This window comes from Acinetobacter sp. V104_13 (genome assembly GCF_031798995.1).
Classification (GTDB): Bacteria; Pseudomonadota; Gammaproteobacteria; order Pseudomonadales; family Moraxellaceae; genus Acinetobacter; species Acinetobacter pittii.
Genome location: NZ_JAVQNP010000010.1, coordinates 32,797 through 58,990 on the forward strand (window position 1 = coordinate 32,797; position 26,194 = coordinate 58,990).

Below are 26,194 nucleotides of genomic sequence, written 5' to 3' on the forward strand. Positions count from 1 at the left end.
AATTCCAGATTATCGATGTGTATGAATGGACATGACTAAACCAAAGGTGGCCATTAAAGTAATAATAGCTGTTCCGCCATAACTCATAAAAGGTAAAGGAACACCTACTACAGGTAAAATACCACTGACCATTCCCGCATTTACAAATACATAAACAAAAAAAGACAAACCAAAGGCGCCAGCAACTAAACGTCCATAGTTATGGAAGCTTTGTAAACCGATCTGGAATGTTCTAAAAATAATGGCAAAATAAAGAATTACTAAAATAAGTACACCGATGAGTCCAAATTCTTCGGAATATGCAGCAATAATAAAGTCAGTATGTCCTTCGGGTAAAAAGTGTAAATGTGATTGGGTACCTTCAAGGAAGCCTTTACCTGAAAAACCACCAGAACCAATTGCAGTTTTAGATTGAATAATATTCCAACCCGTACCGAGTGCGTCTGCCTCGGGGTCAAGTAAAGTTAAAACCCTTTGGCGTTGATAGTCGTGTAAAAGAAATTCCCACGCAATTGGAATTACGATTGCTGCACATGCGGCAGCTGCACCAATCATTCGCCATGATAGTCCACTTAAAAATAAGACAAATATACCGCTTGCTAATACTAAAAGTGATGTCCCTAAATCAGGTTGTTCTGCAATTAGTAAAAAGGGAATACCAATTAACATTAATGATAAAATAACTTGTGAAAAACTAGGGGGAAGAGGTTTTCGTGCTAAAAACCATGCAATCATCATCGGCATGCCAATTTTCATGAACTCACTGGGTTGGACACTTCCGAAACCCGGAATATCAATCCAGCGCTGAGCACCCATTCGGACTTCACCGAATACCATAACTGCCACAAGCGAAAATAGGCCAAACAAATAAAAGTAGGGGGAAAACGCTTGATAGACCTTAGGCGGAATTTGGGCTAGACCAAACATCACTAAAAAGCCAATACCAAAACTCATGGCTTGCTTACTAACCAGACCTACATCCTGTGCCGAAGCACTATATAGTACCGTTAAGCCTAATAGCGCATTTAACAGCAAAAATAGACATAACCACGGGTCAATGTGGAGTTGTTGCCACCTTGATGGTTGCATAGCGGTGCTAAGACCATCTCGAGGAGCTTGGCGTAAAAACTTATATTGTGGGCTAGGAGACATGCGGCGTTAACTAGGTCAATCAGTGCTTGGCGCATGCTAACATAAACCTGATTAATGGCAATGTATATCAATATTTTGCAATAAAAAAACCTAGCTCTCGCTAGGTTTCCGATAGGCTATTTCTTATTAGTTAAAGAATAGACTTTCGTGATATTCAGCCATCGCTTTTAGTTCAGTGCGATTTAAGCTAGGGATGAGTTTGTCGATTGCAATATGGACTGCTTTTGTTACAGCTGCCGCACCAATATCAGCTGCTTTACGCTTGATCATGCCAAGGTCTAATGTCTTATTAAAATCAGACATAAAATGTTTAACCATAGCATCTCCAAACTGTTTATACAGTTCAGCCAATGCAGCTTTATTGATATCGTTACCCGCCTTAAGCTCAGTGAAGTTATGCTGAAGATTAGTGACTAAGCTAGGATCTAGAGTTACACCTACTTTATATTGACCTTGTGGATCTTTAAATAAGCTTTTTTCAGAGAACTCTACTGACTGTTTAACAACATCGTTTGGCGCTTTGCTTAACAATTGTTTTAAAAGAACAGCGACTGTTGATTTGACATAGCCTGCGAGTTTTTCGGCAGTATCGCGCTTTTCACTTGCAGGGAAGTGCTGAACTAACTGAATTAAGACATTATCAATAATCTCTTCATTAAGTTGTAAAGCAATCTTATCGCGAAGTGGATATAAAGGCTCACTAGAATTTTTGTTCGCAATTCCAGTTTGTATATCGTTCAATAAGCCTTCAGAAGGGGTAAAACCAAAAAACGGCATGGTGTATCCTCAAATTATTCGTTTTATTGTCGTGCCAATCGAATCGGTTTTGGCATCCATGAAAGATCCGATACTCGGCAAGGGTTAATATCAAGTCCGCCGCGACGAGTATAAGTTGCATAAACCATCAGCTTTTCAGGCTGCAAATTTTGCCAAATATCAGCAAAAATCTGCTCGACACACTGTTCGTGAAAGCCGTTATGCTGACGGTACGAGATAATATAAGCTAAAACACTACGATAACAAGGTTTTTTGCCCTTAAAACGGATAAAAACTGTACCCCAATCCGGTTGTCCCGTGACTGGGCAGTTACTTCTTAAAAGATGAGAATACAGTTCAATTTCGACTTCTTCATCAGACACATCTCGTTTTAAAAGAGTTGCATCAGGATGTTGCTCTAAACGCTCTGGATCTAAGTCATCAATACAAATGCCTTGAGGCTTAGAAATCTCTAAATCATCTACTTGAAATAACGTTAACTCAACTTTTGCACCTGCAGCAGCAGATAGATCTTTTTCAACTGTTTCAATAAATGACTGTTTAGAGTCAAACTGAGTGAAGTTAAGGCTATTAAAGTAAAGTTTTAATGACTTTGATTCAATCAAATTTGGTGAAGAAGCTGGCAGTGTAATTCTGCCAATAGCAACTTGCGGGATAGCATGAGCGTTTAACCATGAAATTTCAAAAACATGCCACCAATCTTTACCTTGTGTAATACCTTCAATATGCGAGTAGGCTTCACGAGACTGAGCACGAGCAATTGGAAATAAAACATCAGGTTGATAGTTAGTTGGATATTGAGTTTCTTTACCCAATAAAGACTGTTCGACACTCATTCACGCATTCCTGAACCACGAGCAAGTAAATAGTAAGCAATTCCGTAAAGTACAGCACAGCACAATGTCACAATGATTAAAGAAAACGTAACGTTCACGTCACTATGACCTAAAATGCCGAAACGGAAAGCGTTAACCATATACACAATAGGATTAATTAAAGAAAGTTTTTGCCAAAAAGGGCCAAGTGCACTAATGGCATAGAACACACCACCTAAATAGGTTAAAGGTGTAAGGACAAAAGTTGGAATAATAGAAATATCATCAAATGATTTTGCATAGACTGCATTAATGAAGCCGCCTAAGGAAAATAAAACAGATGTAATTAAGACTGTATATATAGTCACAAACCAGTTATGTATAAAAAGGTCTGTAAAGAACATGCTCATTGTTGTCACAATTGCTCCGACCAATACACCACGGCAAATACCACCAATGACATAGCCCCACAAAATAATATGTAGTGGCACAGGACTCATAATCAGTTCTTCAATGCTCTTTTGGAATTTCACACTAAAGAAACTTGAAGATACGTTAGCATAACTATTGGTAATAACCGCCATCATGATGAGGCCGGGTACGATAAACTGCATGTAGCTCACGCCGCCCATTTGTCCAATGCGCGAACCAACCAAATTACCAAAAATGACAAAGTACAAACTCATCGTGATCGCAGGTGGTAATAAGGTTTGTGGCCAAATACGTAGAAATCGGCGTACTTCTTTACGAACTAGAGTCCAGAGGGCAATTTGCAGTTGGCTAAAATTCATTTTGCCTCTCCTTCAAGATTTTTCTCAACCATTTTGACGAATAGTTCTTCTAGACGGTTCGATTTGTTTCGCATACTACGAACACGAATACCTTGTGATTCTAAAAGTTGGAATAAGTCATTTAATGTATGGGCCTTATCCATCGTCACTTCTAAAGTGCTGCTATCAATTAAGTTGAACTTCACACCAATAATATTTAATTGGAGTGGGGCAATAGGTTCTGCCAAATCAAAAATAAAAGATTCTTCACTCAGCTGGTTTAAGAAACTTTTCATGCTGGTGTCTTCTTTAATGACACCGCGGTCAATGATAGCAATTTGACGACACAACATTTCTGCTTCTTCGAGATAATGTGTAGTCAAAATAATAGAAGTACCGCTTTCGTTCATTTCGGTTAGAAAATCCCACATAGAGCGGCGTAATTCAATATCAACACCCGCAGTAGGCTCATCTAAAATAAGAAGTTTAGGTTCATGCATCATGGCACGTGCAATCATAAGGCGGCGTTTCATACCACCAGATAACATGCGTGCTTGTATATTACGTTTTTCCCAGAGGCCTAGCTTTTCTAAATAATGTTCGGCACGTTTTTCTGCAATCTTTTTATGAATGCCGTAATAGCCAGCTTGGGTGACTAAAATATCGAACGCTTTTTCAAACTGTCCAAAGTTAAATTCTTGAGGGACAACGCCAAGTTGTTGTTTTGCTAAGGATGGATGAGTGTCGAGATTGTGTCCAAAAATCTCAACTGTTCCTTCGGTTTTTTTCGTGAGGGAACTGATAATACCAATGGTTGTTGATTTGCCGGCACCATTTGGGCCTAACAACGCATAAAATTCACCTTCAGGCACAGTGAGGTTAATACCTTTTAACGCCTGAAAACCATTACGATATGTTTTGGACAAATCTCTTAAAACCAAAGCATCAGTCATGAAATTCTCACATTATGAAAGAGGGGTATATTTTGAGCGATAATGATTAATAAACCAAGTAAAATAGTCGGAATTTTATAAAATTGAGATAAATTTATGAAGTTATTATATATAAACTGGTGCGCCCGGCGGGGATCGAACCCACGACCCCAGGCTTCGGAAACCTGTACTCTATCCAACTGAGCTACGAGCGCACATGTGTGGGCCACATCATAGGAAAAAAACACCCATAGGTAAAGCACGAAATAGGTAACAAGTGAGTTTAATGCTTAATTAAACAGCAGCTTGTTGTTTTTTTTAGATGCGTTGTTGAATAAGTTGAATTGAATAATTAATAGAATGAAGCGTATGTGCTAGTTCATTAGGGGGAATACGCGACTCCTGTAAGCTGGTAATCCATTGCATTTGGCACATTTTAAGCTCTTGAAGCGTTTTTATTTGCTCTATTTTCTGAATAAGTGGTTTTGCCATAAGCCCACAATATTGACTCAAGCTTTGCTTCATCAACTGTTGTATCTCTTCAAAAGAGAGCTGTTGAACTGGAATTGATGGCTGGGTAATTTCAGTAGGTGAAAGTTGAAAAGATGATGATTGAGTAACCTGAATTTCACTAACTGTATCATCACTTTTATTATCATCTATATTATTTTTTTGATGAGCTTCTATTGTAGTTACGGATGATTGTGAGAAAGATATTTGTTCATTTAATTCTGAATAATTTTCGCCAGAAGGAGCAATGAGTTTTAAGTCGATAAGCTGTTGAATAAGCTCTGGAGATGCAATACGTTTTTTAAATTCGCTATTTAAATTTTGAAAATCTTCGTGATCTATTAATAGTAGTAAACGTCTTTGTTTTGCATTTAAAGTAATGTTGCGTTGTTGAAGCGCGACTCTTCCTAAATTGGTTCGATAAAAACCAGCCATCATTCTTCCCCAAATAAAAAATAAATCAGACTGTCCAATTTTCTTGGTTGAACAGTACTGTTTTTAATAAAATATAAATGGGGTTAACGATAAAACTCAAAAATGACAATATGATGAAGAATTGATGAATATCATCTATTTAAGTCTTTAAAATGCGCCTTCTAACGCTTTACGTAAATAGACGTCAAGTTCATCTTGACGTAATAACCATTGAATATAGTCTTTAGGAAGTTCAGCAATTGCTGTGCCTTTATGCTTACCAAAATTAATAGTCGTAGGGATACGTGCTTCTTCAGAAACTCGGTAAAGCTCTTCAATGTCTTGAATATTTAAATGATAGACAATATGCATCAAAATATTAGCAGTCAAAATAATATCCGCATCGGCTCGGTGCGCGCCTTTGAGCAATTCTCGCGCTTTACCGCTGCCTTGAGAAATCATATAGATGAGTGCAGAAATATTATGCGCTTCTGCTTCAGGCCAAGTTTTACGCGCTAAAGCTAGAGTACAAATCGGTTTGATATTCGATACATCCACGCCACAACGAGCAATCGCGGCAATATCGTAATCAATATTGTGACCAATAATATAAGTTGTAGTCTCTGGCAATTTAAAAGTTTTATAGTGGGGCTGGTTTTCTAAATCTGACTCTAATATATGGTGTACTGCCATAGCCGCGTAAGAGATAGGTGTACCAACCTGATAAAGTTGATCAAATAATTTGCTTTTATCTAAGGTGAGCTTGCCTTCATTAATTTCAATCGGGGCATACGCAATTTCAATAGGCAAACCATTTAGTGTATGTGTTTCTGTATCTAAAATAATGGTTTGCATAAAAGGCCCTTTAATCAATCACGAGTAATCAAGAATGTTAACAGTTGGCTACCCACTTTAAAACATGAAGTGAGGCCTGAGAGTAGCGAGAACGTTAATTTATATTAAAAATAGAGTTTTCAGAGATTAATTTCATCCAATAGAACTTGCGGAAAATAAAGATTAGGCGTAAATATTTTTAAGACATTAGGAAATGTTGATTAAAAAACTAAAGCAAAACAAAAATGGAATTTAAGGGAAGCTATACCAATGAAAATGAACCTATTAATGACGAGCGTTCTTAGCACGAGTTTATTTTTAGTCGCTTGTGGAGGAGGGAGTAGTGATGATGGCCCAGCTCCTACTAATCCATCAGAGACACCAACCAATAATATTCAAAATCCAGTGGTTAAGGTCGAGGCTTACACAAGCACCAATTTAGGAACAGTTGCTGCAGAAAGTAGTATTTTGACTTATAAAATGTTAGGTCAAAGTGGCCAAGAGGTACAGGCAACCAGTTTGGTATTTACACCAAATAATCCACCGCCAGTAGACGGTTGGCCAATTGTGGTTTGGGCCCATGGCACTACGGGTGTGGCAGATGCTTGCGCACCAAGTAAAGCAGCTTTAGCAGAAAGTACAAAAGATTTAATTAGTAAATTACTAACCGCAGGTTATGTTGTGGTCGCACCTGACTATGAAGGTTTAGGTACACCAGGCATACATCCATTTTTAAATGTTAAAAGTGAGGCTTTCTCAATTACAGATGCCGTGGTTGCAGCACGTAACTATTTATCACAACGTAATTTATTAACCTCAAAAAAATGGTTAACAGTAGGACATTCTCAGGGTGGGCATGCTGCATTAGGTGCTGCACAATATGCGAGCCGTGCACAACTAGACTATAAAGGTACAGTAGCGGTAGCACCTGCTTCTAATTTAGGCTTTATTCTAGTGGCTGGAGAGCAATCTGTTGCTAATGCTACTCTAGATAAAAAGATATCAATGTATGCTCAACTTGATACTTATACGGCTTTAGTTACTGCGGGAATTCGTAACACTCAACCTGCCTTTAATTATTCACAAGTCTTTACTTCGCAAGTGTCAAGTATTGCCGCACAAGCAGAAACGATTTGTTCTGGACCGTTGGGCCAAGCCTTTGGGGCAGGTATGACTAAGTATGCTACAGATCATAATGGAACACTGGACGGGTATACACGCACACAACCTAACTTTATGGCTGTTCAGCTAGTTAAAACATTTTTAGATAAAGATTCGCAGCCCTTACAAGTAAAAGTCACGACACCGATTATTATTTATCAGGGGGTAGCTGATACAACTGTTCCAAAAGTAGCTACTGATATTTTGATATCTAATGCCACTGTCGTAGGCACTAAAATTAATAGCTATGTGACGGGTAACTGGGATCATGGCACGGTGATGAGCAGTAATGTAGATAATATTGTTGGAAATGTTCAGACCTTACTGTCAGCTCAATAGAGTCATTGATATTTAATACTTTTTTAATATTAGCGAGAGCTAAAATTAATGATAGAGAAATTTAAAATATAAGCTTTAAACGAGCTTTTTAATTGATTTATAAACAATGGCTCATTTTTTATAAAACTTGAGCCATTTTTATTTAAAACTGAGCTAACTTCATTCTGTTTAATTATAAAGTTCATGCTACAATATGCCGCAATCTTAGCACGGCTTAAAAGCCCTAATTTATAGGACCCCCGCTAATGTTTGCCAATATTTCCATTTCTGAATTTGATCCAGAATTAGCTCAAGCAATTGCTTCTGAAGGTGAGCGTCAAGAAGCACATATCGAGTTAATTGCATCTGAAAACTATTGCTCTCCTGCTGTGATGGAAGCGCAAGGATCAAAACTTACGAACAAATATGCAGAAGGTTATCCAGGCAAACGCTATTATGGCGGTTGCGAGTATGTGGATATCATCGAGCAAATGGCGATTGATCGTGCTAAAGAACTTTTTGGTGCAGATTACGCAAACGTTCAACCACACGCTGGTTCACAAGCTAACTCTGCTGTTTATTTAGCGCTTTTGAACCCGGGCGATACAGTTTTAGGTATGAGCTTGGCTCACGGTGGTCACTTGACTCACGGTGCAAAAGTAAGCTTCTCTGGTAAAACTTATAATGCAGTTCAATACGGTCTAAACGCTGAAACTGGCGAGATCGATTACGAAGAAGTTGAACGTTTAGCGTTAGAGCACAAGCCACGTATGATCGTTGCTGGTTTCTCTGCTTATAGCCGTGTTGTAGATTGGCAACGTTTCCGCGACATCGCGGACAAAGTTGGCGCTTACCTTTTTGTTGATATGGCTCACGTTGCAGGTCTTGTTGCTGCTGGTGTATATCCAAACCCAGTTCAAATTGCTGACGTAACAACGACGACGACTCACAAAACACTTCGTGGTCCACGTTCTGGTTTAATCCTTGCGAAAGCGAATGAAGAAATCGAGAAAAAACTTCAATCAGCTGTATTCCCTGGTAACCAAGGTGGTCCATTAATGCATGCGATTGCTGCTAAAGCAATCTGCTTCAAAGAAGCTATGTCTGATGACTTCAAAGCTTACCAACAACAAGTTGTGAAAAATGCTCAAGCTATGGCTGAAGTATTCATCGCTCGTGGTTATGATGTTGTTTCTGGCGGTACAGACAACCACTTGTTCTTGTTATCTTTAATCAAGCAAGATGTAACTGGTAAAGATGCAGATGCTTGGTTAGGTGCTGCTCACATTACTGTGAACAAAAACTCAGTTCCAAATGACCCACGTTCTCCATTCGTGACTTCTGGTATCCGTATCGGTACTCCAGCGGTAACAACTCGTGGTTTCGGTGAAGCTGAAGTTCGTGAACTTGCTGGTTGGATCGCTGACGTGATTGACAGCAAAGGTGACGAAAAAGTTATTGCTGACGTAAAAGCGAAAGTTGAAACTGTTTGTGCAAAATTCCCTGTATACGCACAATAAGTTGTAAATATAAAAAAAGCGCCGTATGGCGCTTTTTTTTATCAAGTTAATTAGATAAGAATTAACTTTTAGATTTTACCGATGACTCGGCATTATGCCAGCCACCACCTAATGCACGGATTAAATTTACACTAGCCATCATTCTAGTGCCGTTAAGCTGTGCAGAAAGTTGTTCTTGTTGCAAAATAGTCCGATCTGAGTCAATCACATCAAGATAACTGATAGCACCTTCTCGATAACGTAAATGAGACAGTTGATTTGCATGACGAGAAGAGGAGAGTGCTTGATTTTGAGCTTGAATTTGCTGATCAAGTATTCTTTGATCTGATAAACCATTTTCAACTTCGCGAAATGCATTCAATACAGTTTGGCGATAGTTTGCAACGCTTTCTTCATAGGCAGCTCGTGCTTGAGCAATTCCAGCCTTACGTTGCCCGCCGTCAAATAATGGCAAAGACAAAATAGTACCTGCCACAGGACCAAGCAAGAATGTACGGCTCGACCATTTACCCAACTCACCTAAACTTGATGATTCATAACCGAGGGCACCAGTTAGGTCCAGTTTTGGGAAGAAAGCAGCACGCGCAATTCCAATACGCGCATTATCTGCTGCCATAGCACGCTCGGCAGCCGCAATGTCAGGTCGTCTTTCAAGTAAAGCCGAAGGTAAACCTGCTGGAAGACGAATGCTGTTTGCAGTTAAAGGTTGAACTGCCAAGCTAAACTCAGCTGGTGTTTTGCCTAACAATACTGCAAGTGCATGCTCTGCATTGGCTCTGTTGCGAGCAATATTTAATGCGCTCGTTTGTGCTGTAGCAAGTTCGGTCTGTGCGCGAGAAACATCTAATTCACTGACTAAACCATTTCTAAAACGTGTTTGAACCAAGTCGCGCGTCTCGCCAAGTAACTTAATGGTGCGATTATAAATTGCTTGTTCAGCATCAAGCTGACGAATGAGAAAGTAGCCTTGGGCAACATCTGCTTGTAAAGCTAGAAGCGCCGATTGATATAGAGCTTCCTGTTGCTGTACATCAGCTGTTGCTGCATTGACACTACTGGCAATACGGCCAAATAAATCGAGCTCATATGAAACATTGGCTTGAGCACGCCATAAGGTCTGTGCAGACGTATGAGCATTGTCATCTAGACCCAATGAAGCGGGAGAAGGTTTTTGCCGAGTTGGGCCAAAGCCAGCACCAATACTTGGCAAGCGTTCAGCTTGTGCTGCTGAACGTAACGCACGTGAAGCCTGAATATTGGCCGCTGCGGCTTTTAGACTTTGATTGCCAGAAATGGCCTGTTGTTCAAGCTCATTCAATTGAGCATCATTAAAAACACGCCACCATTCACCTCGAAGCTGCTGATCAGCGGGTTGGGCAATTTTCCAGTTATTATCCTCAAGTTTAGCGTCCGACTCTTTAAATTTGACGGGAACTATGACCTTTGCAGGTTGATATTCAGGAGCCAAAGAGCAGCCTGCAAGCAGCAGGCTTCCCATGAGTGAGGACAATAATAAGCTTTGTTTTGCTGTAGCCATCAAATGTCCTCCTTAATGATCATGTGGGGTAGATAAAAGTGCTTCATGAACTGCTGCCGAATGTAATTTATGTTTGCTGTTCAGTGTACGAATCAGGACATAAAAGGCAGGGGTCAGGAACAAACCAAACAACGTTACACCAATCATGCCGAAGAACACCGCTATACCCATGGCATGACGCATTTCAGAGCCTGCACCAGTTGAGGTAACCAGTGGTACGACACCCATAATGAATGCAATAGAAGTCATTAAAATTGGGCGTAAACGTAGACGACTTGCTTCAACGGCCGCTTTAAATGCAGTTGCACCTTGCATTTCAAGTTCTCGTGCAAATTCAACAATTAAGATGGCATTTTTACAAGCCAGCCCGACTAGTACCATCAGACCAATTTGGGTAAAGATGTTGTTATCTCCGCCTGTTAGCCAAACACCTGTCAGAGCTGCCAAAATTCCCATTGGTACAATTAAGATTACAGCCAAAGGCAAAGTTAGACTTTCATATTGAGCGGCTAAAACCAAGAACACCAGTAATACGCTAATTGGGAATACCCAAAGTCCTGCATTACCAGCCAAGATTTTTTGGTAAGTTAAATCTGTCCATTCAAACTTGATACCACGTGGTAGAGTTTGAGCAGCAATACGTTCAACCGCAGCTTCTGCTTGGCTAGATGAATAACCCGGTGCAGGTCCGCCGTTAATATCTGCTGAGGTATAGCCGTTATAACGAACGACCATTTCAGGACCATAGGTTTGAGTTACATTTACCAATGAAGATAACGGTACCATTTGTCCGGCACTGTTTCGTGTTTTAAGCTGTAAAATATCTTCAGGATTAGCACGGAAAGGAGCATCTGCCTGTGCTCGAACCTGATAAACACGACCAAAGCGGTTAAAGTCGTTAACGTACTGAGAGCCTAAATAAATCTGCATAGTGTTGAAAACATCTGTTACAGCAACACCTTGTTGTTTGGCTTTTACACGGTCCAGATCTACATTTAGTTGAGGTACGTTAATTTGATAACTTGAGAACATAGGACCCAGTTCAGGGGCTGATTGTGCTGCTTTCATAAAGTTTTGTGCAGCATCGTTCAAGGCTGAATAGCCTAAGGCACCTCGGTCTTCGAGTTGGAGTTTAAAGCCGCCCATGGTGCCTAAACCCATCACGGGTGGTGGTGGGAAAACCGCAATATAGGCATCTTGAATGGCTGAATATTTCTGATTAAGAGCACCAGCAATTGCATTTGCAGATAAGTCTTTAGCCTTACGTTCATCGAATGGCTTTAAGGTCACAAAGACAATACCGGCGCTTGAGCTGTTGGTAAAACCGTTAATTGAGAGGCCAGGGAAGGCAACAGCACTTTCTACACCAGGCTGTTTAAGTGCGGTGTCACTCATTTTACGGATGACCGCTTCAGTACGATCTAAAGACGCGCCGTTTGGTAATTGAGCAAAGCTAATCAAATATTGTTTGTCTTGAGCAGGAACGAAGCCACCCGGAACAATATAAGAAATCCCAACGGTTAAGCCTAAAAGTGCTGCATAGACACCCATTGCTGATGCTTTATGGGAGATGACACGACTTACGCCTTTACCATAGTTATCTGACGCACGTGTAAATACGCGGTTAAACAATGCAAAGAAACGTCCGAATACACGATTCATAATACGTGTTAATGCATCAGGTTTAGCATCATGTCCTTTAAGTAACATGGCAGCCAAAGCAGGAGATAGGGTAAGGGAGTTAAATGCCGAAATAACTGTTGAAATGGCGATGGTCATGGCAAATTGTTTATAAAACTGCCCTGTTAAGCCTGTCATAAATGCAAGTGGTACGAACACGGCAACAAGCGTTAAAGCAATCGCAATAATCGGTCCGCTCACTTCTCTCATGGCGCGATAAGTTGCGTCTCTTGGGCTTAAGCCTGCTTCAATATTCCTCTCGACATTTTCAACGACCACAATGGCATCATCGACCACAATGCCGATGGCAAGTACCATCCCGAACAGTGATAGCGCATTGATTGAGTAACCAAAAGCGAGCATGAGCGCAAATGTACCAATAATTGAAACCGGTACAGCAAGCAATGGAATGATTGAGGCACGCCATGTTTGTAAGAATAAAATAACAACCACAACAACCAGTGCAATTGCTTCAAGTAAGGTATGAACGACCGCTTTAATACTGGCACGTACGAATTGAGTCGGGTCGTACACAATGTCGTATTTAATTGAAGATGGGAAATCTTTTGAAAGCTCCTTCATCGTGCTGCGCACTTGATCGGAAACTTGTAAAGCATTAGCACCTGGTGCTTGGAAAATTGGAATTGCGACTGCTTGTTTATTATCGAGTAATGAACGCAAGCCATATTGTGAAGCTGCAAGTTCAACACGAGCAACATCACCCAATCGGGTGACCGCACCATCTGGTGCAGTTTTTAAAATGATATCTGCGAATTCTTGTTCAGTCGTTAAGCGGCCTTGAGCATTGACTGAAAGCTGTAAAGGTGAATTACTTGGTGATGCACCGATTGTACCCGCTGCAACCTGAATATTTTGTTCACGGATTGCATTCACAATTTCGGTCGCGGTGAGGTTACGCTGTGCTACTTTTTGCGGGTCGAGCCATACGCGCATCGCGTAGTCACCAGAACCAAATAATCCGACTTCACCAACTCCTTGTAAACGCGCTAAACGGTCTTTCACGTTGAGTACCGCATAGTTACGTAAGTAGGTCATGTCATAGCGACTATCTGGTGAGGTCAGATGCACTACCATGGTTAAAGTTGGTGAGCTTTTTAAAGTAGTGACACCTAAACGCTGTACGTCTTCCGGTAAACGAGGCATGGCCTGAGACACACGGTTTTGAACCAGTTGTTGCGCTTTGTCTGGATCAATACCAAGTTTAAAGTTCACCGTAATGGTTAAGTTGCCGTCGCTGTTAGCCTGAGATTGCATGTACAGCATGTCTTCGACGCCGTTGATCGACTCTTCAAGCGGAGAAGCAACAGTTTCAGCAATTACTTTCGGGTTTGCACCCGGATATTGAGCACGTACCACCACAGATGGCGGAACAACTTCTGGATATTCAGAAATCGGTAACTGGAATACCGAAAGCAGACCGGCGAGTAAAATCAGTACTGATAACACACCAGCAAAGATCGGCCGATCAATAAAAAATTTAGAAATATTCATATGTGATTAACCTTTTGCCGGAGTTGATGTTTTATCTGTTGGCTGAGGTTGAGAGGTAGTACTGCTAGCAGTGATTTGTGAATTTGGCATTGGAACGAGGTGCGGGGTCACAGGGTCACCCGGACGAATCCGTTGTAAACCGTTCACTACAATACGATCACCCGCTTGTAATCCGCTATTCACGATTTGCAAACCATCTTGTTGTGCACCGAGTTTTACTTCACGGTAGGCTGTCTGATTTTTAGCATCAACTACTACGACAAAGCGTTTATCTTGATCGACCCCAACTGCGGTTGGGCTAATCAGAATTGCTGAACGAGGTTGACCACCGCCTAAACGGATTCGTGCATATAGGCCCGGTAATAAAACTCCGTTTGGATTATCAAAAGTCGCACGAACACGAATCGTGCCTGAGGTTGCATCTAGGTTATTGTCAATTGAGTTGATGGTCCCTTCGCGAGAGAAACCAGTTTCGTTGGCAAGTCCCATATAAACAGGAACTTGTGCAGAATTACGCTGATTACTGATGTATTTCAGATAAGTTTGTTCATCAACATCGAAAGATGCATAGAGACGAGAGACAGATACTAAACTCGTTAAGACTTGTGCTCCATTACCCGCAGAAACTACATTGCCGACGGTCACCTCGGCACGGGAAATTCGACCGCTGACAGGTGCAGTAATACGGGTGTACTCTAGATTTAAGCGGGCAGATTGAACTGCTGCTCTAGCGGCTTGTAGGTTGGCACTGGCTGAGCGTGCATCATTTTGAGCTAAATCTAGCTCTTGACGTGAGACAGCATTACTTTGAATTAAACGTTGAATACGAGAAAGATTAGAACCCGTATAAGTGACTTGTGCTTCAGCTGAAGCGAGTTGAGCTTGGGCACGATTCAGTTCTGCCTCGAAAGGCCGTGGATCAATGGTAAAAAGTAAGTCGCCTTTTTTTACGAGACTGCCATCTTTGAAGTGAACGGCAATGAGTTTGCCGGAAACTTGGGGTCGAATATCGACTTGATCAATGGCTTCTAAACGACCGGAGTATTCTTGCCAGTCAGTAATGGTTTTGCTGATGACATTAGAAATATCAACAGTTGCAGCTTGTTGGGCAGAGGTCGGTGCAGCTTTTGCATCGGCATTTTCATGTAAAAACATAAAACTGCCTCCTGTTGCTAAAAGGGCAACAAAGATGGCAGACAGTGCGAACTGTTTGCGGGAAAATGACATGAGGTGCTCCTAGTTATTTGGATACCTGTTTTCAGACTTTTAGTTTTGGTCCGTATGGGAGAAACAGGGTTTATGGGATGGACGGAGCATAAAAGTTTGTCAATCACGAATAAATATATTAAATTCGATAACACTATTCGTATTTTTATAACAATTGGTGCATTTGATTAAAAAATGCATTGATTGATAGGAGTGTGCGTGTGGATCTATTTCATGCCATGAAAGTATTTAACAAAGTTGTCGAAACAAATAGTTTCAGTTTAGCGGCTGACAGTTTAGGCCTACCGCGTGCTTCAGTGACGACAACCATTCAGGCTTTAGAGAAACATTTACAAGTTCGATTGCTTAATCGAACAACCCGTAAACTTAGTTTGACACCGGATGGCGCGGTTTATTATGAGCGTACTTCACGAATTTTAGCTGATGTGGAAGATGTAGAATCAACTTTTCATGATTCGGAACGTGGGCCACGAGGGCGACTGCGTATTGATGTTAAAGCTTCAATTGGGCGGCTGATTCTGATTCCGATGCTTTGTGATTTTCATTCCAAGTATCCTGATATTGATTTGGTGATTGGAATGAGTGATCGTCCGGTCGATTTGGTTCAAGATGCGGTGGACTGTGTCATTCGTATTGGTCAACTGAAAGATTCGAGTTTAGTTGCCCGCCGTATCGGAACAATTCAATGTGTGACGGTTGCTGCACCACGTTATTTGATGGAGCATGGGGAACCCAAAACCATTGAAGACTTACAAAAACATCAGGTCGTGCATTACTTTAACAGCCGTACAGGACGCAATATCGACTGGGATTTTATGGTCGATGGTGAGATTCATAGCGTTGGTGTGAAAGGGCGTGTTTCTGTCAACGATGGTGATTCATATATTGATTTGGCAGTGCAAGGTTTTGGCTTAATTCAATGCCCATATTACATGGTGGCAAAACATTTAGAATCTGGAGCGCTTAGGGAAGTATTGACTGAATGGTTACCTGCACCTATGCCAATATCAGTCGTTTATCTACAAAATCGTCATTTATCGCCTAAAGTTCGAGTCTTCGTAGATTGGGTGGCTGAATTATTTGCAGGTTGTCCATTGTTGAGTGGTTGTTCAATGTCATTGGATCAAAAATGTGAATTTGCCAGTGCCAAAGAACATAACCATGAATATACCATTCGGACATTGGTCGAAAATGAAAATATGGCGGAAGCTTATACACTCAAAAACTAACTTAAAATTTGAGTGATTTTTCAACATTTAAACAGTTAATACAATCCATTGTTCAGACACCTTCATAAATCCTTAATTTACTGGTATAGAAATTGCAATTCTTTCGGCAGAAGAGTAATTTAGAAATTGCTCAAGTTTTTATCACCTTATTAGGATTTTAAGGAGAAGCTTCAAGATGGCAAGCTTTATGAAAAAAATGTTCGTTTCAACAACCTTGGTTTTGGCTGCTGTTGCAACGAATGTTCAAGCAAAGGATTGGAAGGTGATTCGTTTTGGTACTGAGTCGTCTTATGCGCCGTTTGAATATAAAACACCAGATGGCAAGTTAACTGGTTTTGATGTGGATTTAGGTAATGCAATTTGTGCAAAACTCAAAGCCAAATGTGTTTGGGTTGAAAACTCTTTTGATGGGATGATTCCAGCCCTTAAAGCGAAAAAATTTGATGGCATTCTTTCATCAATGACCGTTACTGATGAGCGTGCAAAACAAATTGCATTTAGTAGCAAAATCTACAATACACCAACCCGTATGGTTGCAAAAAAAGGCTCACCGTTATTGCCTACCGCTGCCTCTTTGAAAGGTAAACGTGTCGGTGTACAACAGGGCACAATTCAAGAAACTTATGCTAAAACCTATTGGGCGCCAAAAGGTGTAACGGTTGTACCTTATCCAGTCCAAGATTTGATTTATCAAGACATGATGTCAGGTCGTTTAGATGCGACTTTACAAGATGCAATTATGGTTGACGGTGCTTTCTTAAAACAAGCAAAAGGCAAAAACTTCAGTTTTGCTGGTGGCAATGTGGTTGATGCAAAAACACTAGGTGTAGGTGCAGCTATTGGTTTACGCAAAGAAGATGCGGATTTAAAAGCCAATATTAATAAAGCACTCGCTGCAATCATTGCAGATGGTACATACAAAAAACTCGAGAAAAAATATTTCTCCTTTAGCATTTACTAATGATGTGAAAAATGTCGGCTTAGTGCCGACATTTTTAAATCTATTCTCATCTCATCAATATTAGATATTGTTTTTAAGGAGAAGATGAGTCATGTTTTTTTCTGGCTTTGGGCCACTCCTGCTCAGCGGGACATGGATGACCATACAGCTTGCGTTGTTGTCACTTTTACTTTCTGTGATTATTGGCTTAATTGGTGCGAGCTCAAAACTCTCTAGTATTAAAATTTTACGTTATATAGCAACAGCTTATACTACGCTCATTCGAAGTGTGCCTGACTTGGTGATTATGCTGCTGTTATTTTATAGCTTGCAGTTGGGTCTCAACCAAATTACTGAAGCACTGCAAATGGACCAAATTGATATCAACCCATTTGTGGCGGGTGTGATTACTTTAGCGTTCATTTATGGTGCATATTTTACCGAGACCTTTCGTGGTGCATTTCAATCGGTTCCAAAAGGCCAAATTGAAGCAGCAATGGCCTATGGAATGACTCCGTGGCAGGTTTTTCACCGTGTATTATTCCCTCAAATGATGCGTTTTGCGCTGCCTGGTATTGGTAATAACTGGCAAGTTTTGATTAAGGCGACCGCACTAGTTTCTATTATTGGCCTGACTGACATTGTAAAAATTACGCAAGATGCGGGTAGAAGTACCATGCAGTTGTTCTTTTTCAGCATCGTGGCTGCTGCCATTTATTTAGCGATTACCACCGTGTCGAACCTGATTTTAATGTGGCTTGAACGTCGTTATTCCGTCGGTGTGAAAAAGGGACAATTATGATTGAAATCCTTCAACAATATTGGCAGGCATACCTTTGGACGGATGGCCTACAGATGACCGGTGTCGCGATGACGACTTGGTTGTTGGTGCTTTCTATTGGCATTGGTTTTGTGCTTGCTGTGCCTTTATCACTTGCACGAGTATCAGAAAATCTTTGGTTGCGTGGCCCAGTTTGGTTATATACCTATGTTTTCCGTGGCACACCACTTTATATTCAATTGCTGATTATTTACTCAGGTATTTACAGCTTTGATTATATCCATGAACATCAGACTCTTGATGCTTTTTTTCGAGAGGGCATAAATTGCACCATTTTGGCATTCTCGCTCAATACTGGTGCATATACTACTGAAATCTTCGCTGGGGCGATTCGTTCTATTCCCCATGGCGAGATTGAAGCTGCACAAGCTTTCGGTATGTCAAAATGGAAACGATACACTCGCATTATCATTCCGTCGATGTTACGCCGTGCTTTACCATTTTACGGCAATGAAGTCATTTTAATGTTGCATGCGACAACCATTGCATTTACAGCAACTGTTCCTGACATTTTAAAAATTGCGCGTGATGTGAATGCGGCAACCTATGACACCTTCAATGCTTTTGGAATTGCCGCGGTGTTATATGCAGTGTTGGCTTTTATTTTGATTGGGTTATTTCGTAAGCTTGAAAAACGTTGGTTGGCATTTTTAAAGCCATCGAATCATTAGGAGACATAAATGGAACAAGTTGCAAAACTAGTGATTCGCGATTTACATAAGAAATTCGGCGATCATGAAGTGCTTAAAGGAATATCACTTGATGCAAATGCCGGTGATGTGATTAGTATTATTGGTTCATCGGGTTCAGGTAAAAGTACTTTACTCCGCTGCATTAACTTTTTGGAACAACCGAGCAATGGCACGATTAAGCTCAATGGTGAAAAACTACGCACAGTCTTTGATAAAAAAGGCAATTTAAAAGTAGTTGAACCAAAGCAACTACAAAAAATGCGTACGCAGCTCATGATGGTGTTTCAGCATTTTAATTTGTGGTCTCACATGACAGTGCTAGAAAATGTCATTGAAGGGCCCATTCACGTACTTGGGATAAAACGTGCTGAAGCTGAAGAGCGTGCAAGGAAATATCTACGCAAAGTTGGATTACCTGAAAGTGTTGAAAGTAAATATCCGGCATTTTTATCTGGTGGTCAGCAGCAACGTGTAGCGATTGCTCGTGCTTTGGCTATGGAACCAGAAGTTATGTTGTTTGACGAACCAACCAGCGCGCTTGATCCAGAGCTGGTGGGTGAAGTACTAAAAGTAATGCAGGGCTTGGCTGAAGAAGGACGTACTATGATTGTGGTGACACATGAAATGGGCTTCGCGCGTCATGTATCTAATCAAGTGATTTTCTTGCATCAAGGGAAAATTGAGGAACAGGGCCATCCTGATGAAGTACTCAATAACCCGAAAAGTGAGCGTTTAAAGCAATTTTTGACGGGCAGTTTGAAATAAGCTGTTTATACCGAGTAAGGTGAAATTTTTTAAACAAGGATTTGCATCTTACTCGGTTGCTTTTTAATTATATTTTTATAAATGGGTATTTTTAGAAAACACATTAATAATCACAATACCTGCAATCATTAAAGTAAGACCAATACAGGCCGCCAAGTCTAAATGCTGTTTGTAAAAGATCCAGCCAATTGCAGAAATTAAAATAATACCCGCGCCCGACCAAATGGCATATGCAATCCCGATCGGAATTGTTTTTAGCGTCAGGGATAATAAATAAAAAGCAATTGCATAGCCCACAACAGTAACGATGGACGGAATGGGAACAGTAAAACCTTGAGATGCTTTTAAGGCTGAAGTTGCAACGACTTCACAAGCAATCGCAATTGCTAAATAAAGATAAGACATGGGGAGCTACGCCAGAAAGAGTTTTAATCAATCTATATGAAATGTTGAAATGGTTAGACCAGTTTTAACGATTGTGCAATTTTTGGGGTACAAAAATACCAGTAAAACAAACTGAACTGATCATTTGATTTTATCATTAGCAAAGTGGCTTAAGCTATTTATTCATTTATTTAATCATTGATCTGTATAGTCATTTAAGAGGATCAGCCACCTTAGCCTGATCCTCGATAGACTTTTTAAGAGATAGATTCGCCGAGTATATTTAAATCCTTAAATTTCTCTAGCAGTTGCTCTTTATTTTCAATATGTGCAGGGTCTGGTTTTATGCAATCGATAGGGCAAACCGCCTTACATGTGGGTGCATCATAAAAGCCTACACATTCGGTACAACGGTGTGGATCAATTTCATAAACTTTGTTGCCTTCAAAAATGGCGATGTTCGGGCATTCTGGTAAGCACATATCACAATTGATGCAGTCACTTGTAATCAAAAGCGCCATATTTAACTCGCTGAATAAGCTAAGGTAGAGGCAGTAATGTTTTCCTTAGCATGCGGCAAATTGCGTATGAGTAGGGCATAACTAACATCAACATCTTGTGAAAGTGGAATCTCAACAAAATGCCCCGAACCTTTAGCATCGGTAATTGGGTTACCTTTTAAATCGCGCATTTCGGTTAAAGTAAAGGTGATATTACCTTGAGGCGTCATCAGCTCAAGTGAGTCGCCCACCACAAAACGGTTTTTAACTTCAATGCGAATATAATCGCCGTGACGTTCTAAAACCTCTCCACAAAATTGTTGGTAGTCGAAATGCGATGAACCATCAGCATAGTTTTGATATTCGCTATGCACATGACGTCTCAAAAAGCCTTCGGTATAACCACGGTTTGCCAAACCTTCGAGTTGGTTCATTAAGCTTGGGTCAAAGGGTTTGCCTGCTAAAGCATCATCAATAGCTTTTCGATAAATTTGGGCGGTACGGGCACAGTAAAAATAGGATTTAGTACGGCCTTCAATTTTCAGTGAGGCAATCCCCATTTTGGTTAAACGATCTACATGTTGTACCGCACGTAAATCTTTAGAGTTCATAAAATAGGTGCCGTGTTCATCTTCTTCGGCAGCAAACATTTCTTCATCATTGCGTTGTACCAGCAGCGTTTGAGCCGAGGTTGTTTCTAATTGTGCTGATGAGCAGCAAGACTTTTCTGACGCGTTGAGTTGAGTAACTGGAATTACATCGCCGTTTGCATCTTCTTGGGCTTCATGCAACTTATAGTCCCAACGGCAAGCATTGGTACAAGCACCTTGGTTGGCATCACGCTTGTTCATATATCCGGAAAGTAAGCAGCGGCCTGAATAGGCCATGCATAGTGCACCATGTACAAAAACTTCGAGTTCAATATCTGGGACGTGTTGCTGGATTTCTTCTATTTCTTCTAATGATAACTCACGAGATAAAATGACTCGGCTTAAACCGTAATCTTTCCAAAACTTAACAGTGGCCCAATTAATAGCGTTGGCTTGAACAGATAGATGAATTTGCACATCAGGAAAATGCTCTCTCACCATCATGATTAAGCCAGGATCAGACATAATCAGAGCATCTGGTTGCATCGCTACAATTGGTTCAAGATCACGAATAAAGTTTTTTAATTTGCTGTTATGCGGTTGAATGTTCACCACAACATAAAACTTTTTGCCCAAAGCGTGGGCTTCATCAATTCCGATTTTTAGGTTGTCATGATCAAAAGCATTATTACGCACACGTAAACTGTAACGTGGTTGGCCTGCATATACGGCATCTGCACCATAGGCAAAAGCATAGCGCATGTTTTTAAGTGAACCTGCGGGAGAGAGAAGCTCAGTTTTCATAAAATAAAAGGCATAAAAAATATATGGTTTTATTTTATTAACTCCAGATTTGGGATTCAACCTACTGAATTAGTAGGGATTTGATCATTACCCTTTTGTACGGGCAGCATATTTTTTGCTAGCTCTCCTAAGCGCATCAAAGCATTTAACATTTTGGGATTTAACTCAAAACAAGCTGCTATACGTAAACAATGACTAAAACGTTTATCAGCCGAACACAAAATTCCGGGCATACATAAGATTTTTTCATCCATGGCCTGATGAAACAGTTCTAGGGTATCAATTGATTCGGGTAGTTCTAACCATAAAATAAATCCCGCTTGTGGACGACTGACTCGAGTACCGACTGGAAAATAGCGGCAAATATAAGATTTGATGGTGTCAATTTGTTGTTGATAGCGTTTTTTGAGTTGACGTAAATGTAGATCATATCCGCCATTCTCTAAGAAAAGTCCTAAAGTTTCTGTGAGTAAAGCAGGCTCAGCAACAGTGGTTGTAAATTTAAGCTGCTGCACAATATTACGGAAACGTCCAGCTTCTAGCCAACCAATTCGATAGTCGGGCGCCACAGTTTTGGTATAGCTGCCACACACCAAAACCCATCCATTTTGGTCAAACGCTTTGATGTTGGGCAAGAGAGGCTCGGTGAGTTGCAATTCGGCATACATCGCATCTTCAATAACAGGAATCTGAAACTGATTAGCTAACTCTGCCAAGCGACGGCGGCTGCTCTCAGGCATGCTAAAACCGAGAGGATTGTGTCCTGTCGGAATGGTTAAAATGGCTTGTACACTTTGAGATTTTAAGAGTTCTTCAAGTGCATCAAGGCACATACCTGTATGTGGCGAGGTCGGTACTTCTACAATTTTTCGACCTAAATTATGAAGGAGTGGGTACAGGTTGTGAAATGTAGGAATCTCAAGCGCTATGCTGTCACCTGCTTGAGTTGTTGCCATAATCGCGAGACTTAAAGCCTCCATCGTGCCATGAGTGAGTACAATATCATCTGCTGAAAGAAACATACCAAGCTGTAAGCCTCGCCTCGCAATTTGAGTGCGTAAACGTATAGAACCAGGCGGTAAAGTATAGTTTTTAAAAATGTCTGGTTGTGTCCGTAAAACTTGAGCAGTTAAGCGTTTTAAACGTTCAATTGGATAGAAATTTTCACCAGAAGGGCAAGCTAGGGCTAAATTGACATAGTCGGGGTCCATTTGCTTTTTAACAATTTGTGCGAGAAAACAGCTAATTCCTGAAAGAGATACTTTTTCTTCACTGACATAACGCTCTTCGAGTTCTAGTAAGTTTGAAGGTGCATGACAAACATAGTAACCAGACTGTGGACGAACTGAAATTAAACCTTGGTCTTCAAGCTGGCGATAAGCTTCTTTTACGGTATTAATACTAACCTGATAATGCTGGGCACAATCTCGAATTGATGGCAACCGAGAACCAATAGGCTGCCTGCCATTTTGAATTTGCAGGGTGAGGTCATCACTCACTTTTTTATATTTGTACATGTCAATTCATTAAAAAGCCAAAGCAATGGATACACTTTATAGTGATCTCTTAATTATCTCAAATATTGTTAGTTTTATAGATTTATCCATTTAATCTGAATCTATTTTTAACAACTGTGTCTATTATTTTTAATATTAACTGATACTGTGACCATTAAAAATAAATCAGTAAGATCAAGAAATGGTGAGGATTTAAAGCCATATTTTTTAATATTAAAATCAGTAGGAGAGGTCTATGTCTGTTGTTGCATTTAAACAAGTTGATGTTTTTACTTCACAAGCATTTAAAGGAAATCCTGTTGCGGTCATTATGGACGCCAGCACCTTAACGTCTGAGCAGATGCAAGCCATTGCGAACTGGACCAATCTTTCTGAAACCACATTTGTGCTCCCTGCGACCGATTCACAAGCTGACTATCAGGTTCGAATCTTTACTCCGCAAAATGAATTGCCATTTGCAGGCCATCCTACAATTGGTACTGCCTATGCTTTGCTTGAGGCGGGTCTAATTAAAGCGAAAGGAGGTAAGCTGGTACAGCAGTGTGGTGCTGGTTTGGTGAATCTGACTGTGAGTGAATCAAGTCATATTTCATTTGAACTACCTAAGCCTAAAATTACTCCACTAGTTGCTATGCATACTGAGAAATTAGCAGAAATTTTAAAATGTGAAATTAATACTCAATGGAACGCTGCATTGGTAGATGTAGGGGCGCGCTGGATTGTATTACAAGCTGTTAATGCTGACGCTGTTTTAGATAGCCAACCAGACTTTGCCGCTTTAAAAGAACATGACTTAGAAATGAAAGTTACGGGTGCGACAGTTTTTGGTTTTCATGAAAATAATGATGAACAAAAACACATAGAAGTTCGTTCATTTGCCCCTTCATGTGGAATAAATGAAGATCCTGTTTGTGGTAGTGGTAATGGTAGTGTAGCTTCATTTATTCGTTATTATGGGATTCTTCCTGCACAAAATGATGTCGTACTTTCTTCACAAGGTGGGGCGGTAGGTCGAGACGGACAACTTCAACTTGAATTGTATCAAGATAAAATTTTGGTGGGTGGAACCGCTGTCACCTGTATCGATGGCACAATTAAGTTATAAAAACAGAAATAAAAAACCGAGGACTTTGCCTCGGTTTTTTTATTTCTAGAAAAAATTATTTTTCTACGAACGCACGTTCAATGACGTAGTCGCCCATTTCACCCATACGAGGTGATTCAACTAAACCGTGTTGGTCAAGTAATGCAGCCACATCTTTTAAGAATGCAGGGCTACCGCAAAGCATTGCACGGTCAGTTTCACGGTTGAAGCGTGGTAAACCGATTTTTTCAAATAAAGCGCCAGTTTCAATTGCAGTTGTTACACGGCCTTGAGTGTGGAAAGGTTCACGAGTAACAGTAGGGTAGTAAACAAGCTTGTCTTTAATACCTAACTCTTCAAAGAATTCGTGGTTTGGTAATTCGTTCAAGATAAGGTCTTGATAAGCTAATTCAGAAATATAGCGTGTACCGTGAACAACGATTACTTTTTCAAAGCGTTCGTAAGTTTCTGGATCACGAATAATTGATAAGAATGGTGCAAGACCAGTACCAGAAGATAAAAGGTATAAGTTTTTACCTGGTAAAAGGTCATCATGAACCAAAGTACCTGTTGGTTTTTTAGAAACTAAGATTTCATCACCAACTTGTACTTTTTGCAAAATCGAAGTTAAAGGACCGTCTTGTACTTTAATTGAGAAGAATTCTAACTCTTCTTCGTAGTTTGCACTTGCAATCGAATACGCACGCATTAACGGTTTGCCATTCACTTCAAGTCCGATCATTACGAACTGACCATTTTTAAAACGTAAGCTGGTATCGCGTGTAGTTTTAAAACTGAAAAGAGTGTCATTCCAGTGGTGAACATGAGTAATGCGTTCAACGTTAAAAGCAGCCATTAAAGGTCTCGATCACGATTAAAAGAAAACAGATTGCTATTCTAATCTAATTTCATTCCCGATAAACTGAATATATTTAATTGTGTTTATAAGAAAAAGTGATGATCAATTCTGTCACCTTCCCCATCATTGGCCACATGTGCTCTCCCTATCGTGAAAAATTCGGTATTCCACGCCAGCCTAATTTGGTCAATATCGAGTCTTATATTGATATGGTAGAACCATATAACGACTTGTTAGCATTCGAGGGAATTGAGCAATTTAGTCATCTCTGGTTAGTTTGGCAGTTTCATGACAATAAAAATCAAGGCAATGCAGCTAAGTTCCGTCCACAGGTTCGTCCGCCACGTTTAGGTGGTAATGAAAAAATTGGAGTATTTGCTACACGAAGTATGTATAGACCTTCTCCAATTGGGCTTTCAGTTGTAAAACTTAATAAAGTGGAAAAGGTGGGCAAGTCTGTCCGTGTCTATGTCACGGGAAGTGATTTATTAAATGGCACCCCAATTTTAGATATCAAACCCTATATTCAATATTCTGATGCAATTGAGGAGGCTCAAAGTGGTTATGCGCATGCAGAGCCTGAACGAAAGGCAGTCATTTGGACTGAAGCTGCGTTAACAGCTCAAAAATATTTTCTTCAAAATAAAGAAATAGATTCGCAGTACATTAATGAGCTTGAGCAAGTGTTAGCTTTAGATCCTCGGCCTGCCTATCAAGAAGACCCTGAAAGAATTTATAAAATGAAATTTTCAGACTTTGATATTCATTTTAAGGTCGATCAATTTGTAGTTACCGTCATTGATGTGGTGAAGACTTCTGCGCTTGCATAA

The 26,194-nt window shown here is 40.3% G+C and carries 25 protein-coding genes and 1 tRNA gene; 9 read left to right on the forward strand and 17 right to left on the reverse strand.

Annotated features, from left to right (window positions below; genetic code table 11):
- Positions 1-9: 9 nt before the first annotated feature.
- From rodA to RMB06_RS01940, 8 genes are all read right to left on the reverse strand, one after another.
- Complete coding sequence (gene rodA, locus RMB06_RS01905) at positions 10-1,152, reverse strand: rod shape-determining protein RodA (protein ID WP_017386541.1); 1,143 nt, start codon at positions 1,150-1,152, stop codon at positions 10-12.
- A 126-nt stretch (positions 1,153-1,278) separates the two neighbouring features.
- Positions 1,279-1,929, reverse strand: a complete 651-nt coding sequence (locus tag RMB06_RS01910) for a hypothetical protein (protein WP_002118229.1) — start codon at positions 1,927-1,929, stop codon at positions 1,279-1,281.
- 23 nt (positions 1,930-1,952) lie between these two features.
- Positions 1,953-2,765 (reverse strand): NADPH-dependent 7-cyano-7-deazaguanine reductase QueF, encoded by an 813-nt coding sequence (gene queF / locus RMB06_RS01915; protein ID WP_068563352.1) that lies wholly within the window; start codon positions 2,763-2,765, stop codon positions 1,953-1,955.
- Positions 2,762-3,535 carry an ABC transporter permease gene (locus tag RMB06_RS01920; protein WP_002118099.1) on the reverse strand — a complete coding sequence of 258 codons (774 nt, stop codon included), beginning with the start codon at positions 3,533-3,535 and terminating at the stop codon, positions 2,762-2,764. Before RMB06_RS01920 ends, queF begins: the two co-directional genes overlap by 4 nt.
- Complete coding sequence (locus tag RMB06_RS01925) at positions 3,532-4,467, reverse strand: ABC transporter ATP-binding protein (RefSeq protein ID WP_002118101.1); 936 nt, start codon at positions 4,465-4,467, stop codon at positions 3,532-3,534. Before RMB06_RS01925 ends, RMB06_RS01920 begins: the two co-directional genes overlap by 4 nt.
- 117 nt (positions 4,468-4,584) lie before the next feature.
- Positions 4,585-4,661 (reverse strand) — tRNA-Arg (locus RMB06_RS01930).
- A 103-nt stretch (positions 4,662-4,764) separates the two neighbouring features.
- Complete coding sequence (locus tag RMB06_RS01935) at positions 4,765-5,394, reverse strand: hypothetical protein (protein WP_311078019.1); 630 nt, start codon at positions 5,392-5,394, stop codon at positions 4,765-4,767.
- A 144-nt stretch (positions 5,395-5,538) separates the two neighbouring features.
- Positions 5,539-6,225, reverse strand: coding sequence for a putative quorum-sensing-regulated virulence factor (locus RMB06_RS01940; protein ID WP_174723805.1), 687 nt, complete (start codon positions 6,223-6,225; stop codon positions 5,539-5,541).
- A gap of 249 nt (positions 6,226-6,474) precedes the next feature.
- Here RMB06_RS01940 and RMB06_RS01945 point away from each other — a divergent pair, with 249 nt between their 5' ends.
- Complete coding sequence (locus RMB06_RS01945) at positions 6,475-7,704, forward strand: alpha/beta fold hydrolase (protein ID WP_311078022.1); 1,230 nt, start codon at positions 6,475-6,477, stop codon at positions 7,702-7,704.
- 29 nt (positions 7,705-7,733) lie between these two features.
- Here RMB06_RS01945 and RMB06_RS01950 read toward each other — a convergent pair whose 3' ends face one another.
- On the reverse strand, positions 7,734-7,889 hold the full coding sequence (locus RMB06_RS01950; RefSeq protein ID WP_078225145.1) for a hypothetical protein: 156 nt from the start codon (positions 7,887-7,889) through the stop codon (positions 7,734-7,736).
- A 60-nt stretch (positions 7,890-7,949) separates the two neighbouring features.
- Here RMB06_RS01950 and glyA point away from each other — a divergent pair, with 60 nt between their 5' ends.
- A complete protein-coding gene (gene glyA / locus RMB06_RS01955; protein ID WP_002118126.1) occupies positions 7,950-9,203 on the forward strand; it encodes a serine hydroxymethyltransferase in 1,254 nt (417 codons plus the stop codon).
- Between the two features lie 61 nt (positions 9,204-9,264).
- On the opposite strand, the gene RMB06_RS01960 is transcribed toward glyA, so the two are convergent.
- The 3 genes from RMB06_RS01960 to adeF are packed head-to-tail and all read right to left on the reverse strand — an operon-like array spanning position 9,265 to position 15,159.
- Positions 9,265-10,740 carry an efflux transporter outer membrane subunit gene (locus RMB06_RS01960; RefSeq protein ID WP_311078025.1) on the reverse strand — a complete coding sequence of 492 codons (1,476 nt, stop codon included), beginning with the start codon at positions 10,738-10,740 and terminating at the stop codon, positions 9,265-9,267.
- A 12-nt stretch (positions 10,741-10,752) separates the two neighbouring features.
- Positions 10,753-13,932: a multidrug efflux RND transporter permease subunit AdeG gene (gene adeG / locus RMB06_RS01965; protein ID WP_311078027.1), complete on the reverse strand. Its 3,180-nt coding sequence runs from the start codon at positions 13,930-13,932 to the stop codon at positions 10,753-10,755.
- A 6-nt stretch (positions 13,933-13,938) separates the two neighbouring features.
- A complete protein-coding gene (gene adeF / locus RMB06_RS01970; RefSeq protein WP_202744568.1) occupies positions 13,939-15,159 on the reverse strand; it encodes a multidrug efflux RND transporter periplasmic adaptor subunit AdeF in 1,221 nt (406 codons plus the stop codon).
- Between the two features lie 200 nt (positions 15,160-15,359).
- Here adeF and RMB06_RS01975 point away from each other — a divergent pair, with 200 nt between their 5' ends.
- The 5 genes from RMB06_RS01975 to RMB06_RS01995 all read left to right on the forward strand — a co-directional run bounded on the left by RMB06_RS01975 (position 15,360) and on the right by RMB06_RS01995 (position 19,626).
- A complete protein-coding gene (locus tag RMB06_RS01975; RefSeq protein ID WP_032035680.1) occupies positions 15,360-16,388 on the forward strand; it encodes a LysR family transcriptional regulator in 1,029 nt (342 codons plus the stop codon).
- A gap of 175 nt (positions 16,389-16,563) precedes the next feature.
- Complete coding sequence (locus RMB06_RS01980; RefSeq protein WP_005068246.1) at positions 16,564-17,349, forward strand: ABC transporter substrate-binding protein; 786 nt, start codon at positions 16,564-16,566, stop codon at positions 17,347-17,349.
- 91 nt (positions 17,350-17,440) lie between these two features.
- Positions 17,441-18,130 (forward strand): ABC transporter permease, encoded by a 690-nt coding sequence (locus tag RMB06_RS01985; protein ID WP_068613586.1) that lies wholly within the window; start codon positions 17,441-17,443, stop codon positions 18,128-18,130.
- A complete protein-coding gene (locus RMB06_RS01990; protein ID WP_311078031.1) occupies positions 18,127-18,840 on the forward strand; it encodes an ABC transporter permease in 714 nt (237 codons plus the stop codon). The genes RMB06_RS01985 and RMB06_RS01990 overlap by 4 nt, the downstream gene beginning before the upstream one ends.
- A 9-nt stretch (positions 18,841-18,849) precedes the next feature.
- Positions 18,850-19,626 carry an ABC transporter ATP-binding protein gene (locus tag RMB06_RS01995; RefSeq protein ID WP_064785280.1) on the forward strand — a complete coding sequence of 259 codons (777 nt, stop codon included), beginning with the start codon at positions 18,850-18,852 and terminating at the stop codon, positions 19,624-19,626.
- Positions 19,627-19,701: 75 nt separating this feature from the next.
- Here the strand turns inward: RMB06_RS01995 and abeS are convergent, their stop codons facing one another.
- The 4 genes from abeS to RMB06_RS02015 form a co-directional block, all read right to left on the reverse strand.
- Complete coding sequence (gene abeS, locus RMB06_RS02000; RefSeq protein ID WP_017402972.1) at positions 19,702-20,031, reverse strand: multidrug efflux SMR transporter AbeS; 330 nt, start codon at positions 20,029-20,031, stop codon at positions 19,702-19,704.
- 236 nt (positions 20,032-20,267) lie between these two features.
- Positions 20,268-20,531 (reverse strand): YfhL family 4Fe-4S dicluster ferredoxin, encoded by a 264-nt coding sequence (locus RMB06_RS02005; protein WP_057062033.1) that lies wholly within the window; start codon positions 20,529-20,531, stop codon positions 20,268-20,270.
- A gap of 2 nt (positions 20,532-20,533) precedes the next feature.
- The gene (gene yegQ, locus RMB06_RS02010) at positions 20,534-21,904 is read right to left on the reverse strand and encodes a tRNA 5-hydroxyuridine modification protein YegQ (protein ID WP_262762521.1); all 1,371 of its coding nucleotides are present in this window, start codon (positions 21,902-21,904) and stop codon (positions 20,534-20,536) included.
- Between the two features lie 56 nt (positions 21,905-21,960).
- Complete coding sequence (locus RMB06_RS02015; RefSeq protein ID WP_311078072.1) at positions 21,961-23,427, reverse strand: PLP-dependent aminotransferase family protein; 1,467 nt, start codon at positions 23,425-23,427, stop codon at positions 21,961-21,963.
- 229 nt (positions 23,428-23,656) lie between these two features.
- Between RMB06_RS02015 and RMB06_RS02020 the strand changes: the two genes are divergently transcribed.
- Complete coding sequence (locus RMB06_RS02020; RefSeq protein ID WP_311078037.1) at positions 23,657-24,526, forward strand: PhzF family phenazine biosynthesis protein; 870 nt, start codon at positions 23,657-23,659, stop codon at positions 24,524-24,526.
- A 55-nt stretch (positions 24,527-24,581) separates the two neighbouring features.
- Here the strand turns inward: RMB06_RS02020 and RMB06_RS02025 are convergent, their stop codons facing one another.
- Positions 24,582-25,361: a ferredoxin--NADP reductase gene (locus tag RMB06_RS02025; RefSeq protein WP_002118187.1), complete on the reverse strand. Its 780-nt coding sequence runs from the start codon at positions 25,359-25,361 to the stop codon at positions 24,582-24,584.
- Positions 25,362-25,462: 101 nt separating this feature from the next.
- Between RMB06_RS02025 and tsaA the strand changes: the two genes are divergently transcribed.
- Positions 25,463-26,194: a tRNA (N6-threonylcarbamoyladenosine(37)-N6)-methyltransferase TrmO gene (tsaA, locus tag RMB06_RS02030; RefSeq protein ID WP_101663094.1), complete on the forward strand. Its 732-nt coding sequence runs from the start codon at positions 25,463-25,465 to the stop codon at positions 26,192-26,194.

What these genes read in the sequence shown, in the direction of transcription:
- rodA (WP_017386541.1), bottom strand. Translation starts at nt 1,152, where the DNA reads ATGTCTCCTAGCCCACAATATAAGTTTTTACGCCAAGCTCCTCGAGAT.
- RMB06_RS01910 (WP_002118229.1), bottom strand. Translation starts at nt 1,929, where the DNA reads ATGCCGTTTTTTGGTTTTACCCCTTCTGAAGGCTTATTGAACGATATA.
- queF (WP_068563352.1), bottom strand. Translation starts at nt 2,765, where the DNA reads ATGAGTGTCGAACAGTCTTTATTGGGTAAAGAAACTCAATATCCAACT.
- RMB06_RS01920 (WP_002118099.1), bottom strand. Translation starts at nt 3,535, where the DNA reads ATGAATTTTAGCCAACTGCAAATTGCCCTCTGGACTCTAGTTCGTAAA.
- RMB06_RS01925 (WP_002118101.1), bottom strand. Translation starts at nt 4,467, where the DNA reads ATGACTGATGCTTTGGTTTTAAGAGATTTGTCCAAAACATATCGTAAT.
- RMB06_RS01935 (WP_311078019.1), bottom strand. Translation starts at nt 5,394, where the DNA reads ATGATGGCTGGTTTTTATCGAACCAATTTAGGAAGAGTCGCGCTTCAA.
- RMB06_RS01940 (WP_174723805.1), bottom strand. Translation starts at nt 6,225, where the DNA reads ATGCAAACCATTATTTTAGATACAGAAACACATACACTAAATGGTTTG.
- RMB06_RS01945 (WP_311078022.1), top strand. Translation starts at nt 6,475, where the DNA reads ATGAAAATGAACCTATTAATGACGAGCGTTCTTAGCACGAGTTTATTT.
- RMB06_RS01950 (WP_078225145.1), bottom strand. Translation starts at nt 7,889, where the DNA reads ATGAACTTTATAATTAAACAGAATGAAGTTAGCTCAGTTTTAAATAAA.
- glyA (WP_002118126.1), top strand. Translation starts at nt 7,950, where the DNA reads ATGTTTGCCAATATTTCCATTTCTGAATTTGATCCAGAATTAGCTCAA.
- RMB06_RS01960 (WP_311078025.1), bottom strand. Translation starts at nt 10,740, where the DNA reads ATGGCTACAGCAAAACAAAGCTTATTATTGTCCTCACTCATGGGAAGC.
- adeG (WP_311078027.1), bottom strand. Translation starts at nt 13,932, where the DNA reads ATGAATATTTCTAAATTTTTTATTGATCGGCCGATCTTTGCTGGTGTG.
- adeF (WP_202744568.1), bottom strand. Translation starts at nt 15,159, where the DNA reads ATGTCATTTTCCCGCAAACAGTTCGCACTGTCTGCCATCTTTGTTGCC.
- RMB06_RS01980 (WP_005068246.1), top strand. Translation starts at nt 16,564, where the DNA reads ATGGCAAGCTTTATGAAAAAAATGTTCGTTTCAACAACCTTGGTTTTG.
- RMB06_RS01985 (WP_068613586.1), top strand. Translation starts at nt 17,441, where the DNA reads ATGTTTTTTTCTGGCTTTGGGCCACTCCTGCTCAGCGGGACATGGATG.
- RMB06_RS01990 (WP_311078031.1), top strand. Translation starts at nt 18,127, where the DNA reads ATGATTGAAATCCTTCAACAATATTGGCAGGCATACCTTTGGACGGAT.
- RMB06_RS01995 (WP_064785280.1), top strand. Translation starts at nt 18,850, where the DNA reads ATGGAACAAGTTGCAAAACTAGTGATTCGCGATTTACATAAGAAATTC.
- abeS (WP_017402972.1), bottom strand. Translation starts at nt 20,031, where the DNA reads ATGTCTTATCTTTATTTAGCAATTGCGATTGCTTGTGAAGTCGTTGCA.
- RMB06_RS02005 (WP_057062033.1), bottom strand. Translation starts at nt 20,531, where the DNA reads ATGGCGCTTTTGATTACAAGTGACTGCATCAATTGTGATATGTGCTTA.
- yegQ (WP_262762521.1), bottom strand. Translation starts at nt 21,904, where the DNA reads ATGAAAACTGAGCTTCTCTCTCCCGCAGGTTCACTTAAAAACATGCGC.
- RMB06_RS02020 (WP_311078037.1), top strand. Translation starts at nt 23,657, where the DNA reads ATGTCTGTTGTTGCATTTAAACAAGTTGATGTTTTTACTTCACAAGCA.
- RMB06_RS02025 (WP_002118187.1), bottom strand. Translation starts at nt 25,361, where the DNA reads ATGGCTGCTTTTAACGTTGAACGCATTACTCATGTTCACCACTGGAAT.
- tsaA (WP_101663094.1), top strand. Translation starts at nt 25,463, where the DNA reads ATGATCAATTCTGTCACCTTCCCCATCATTGGCCACATGTGCTCTCCC.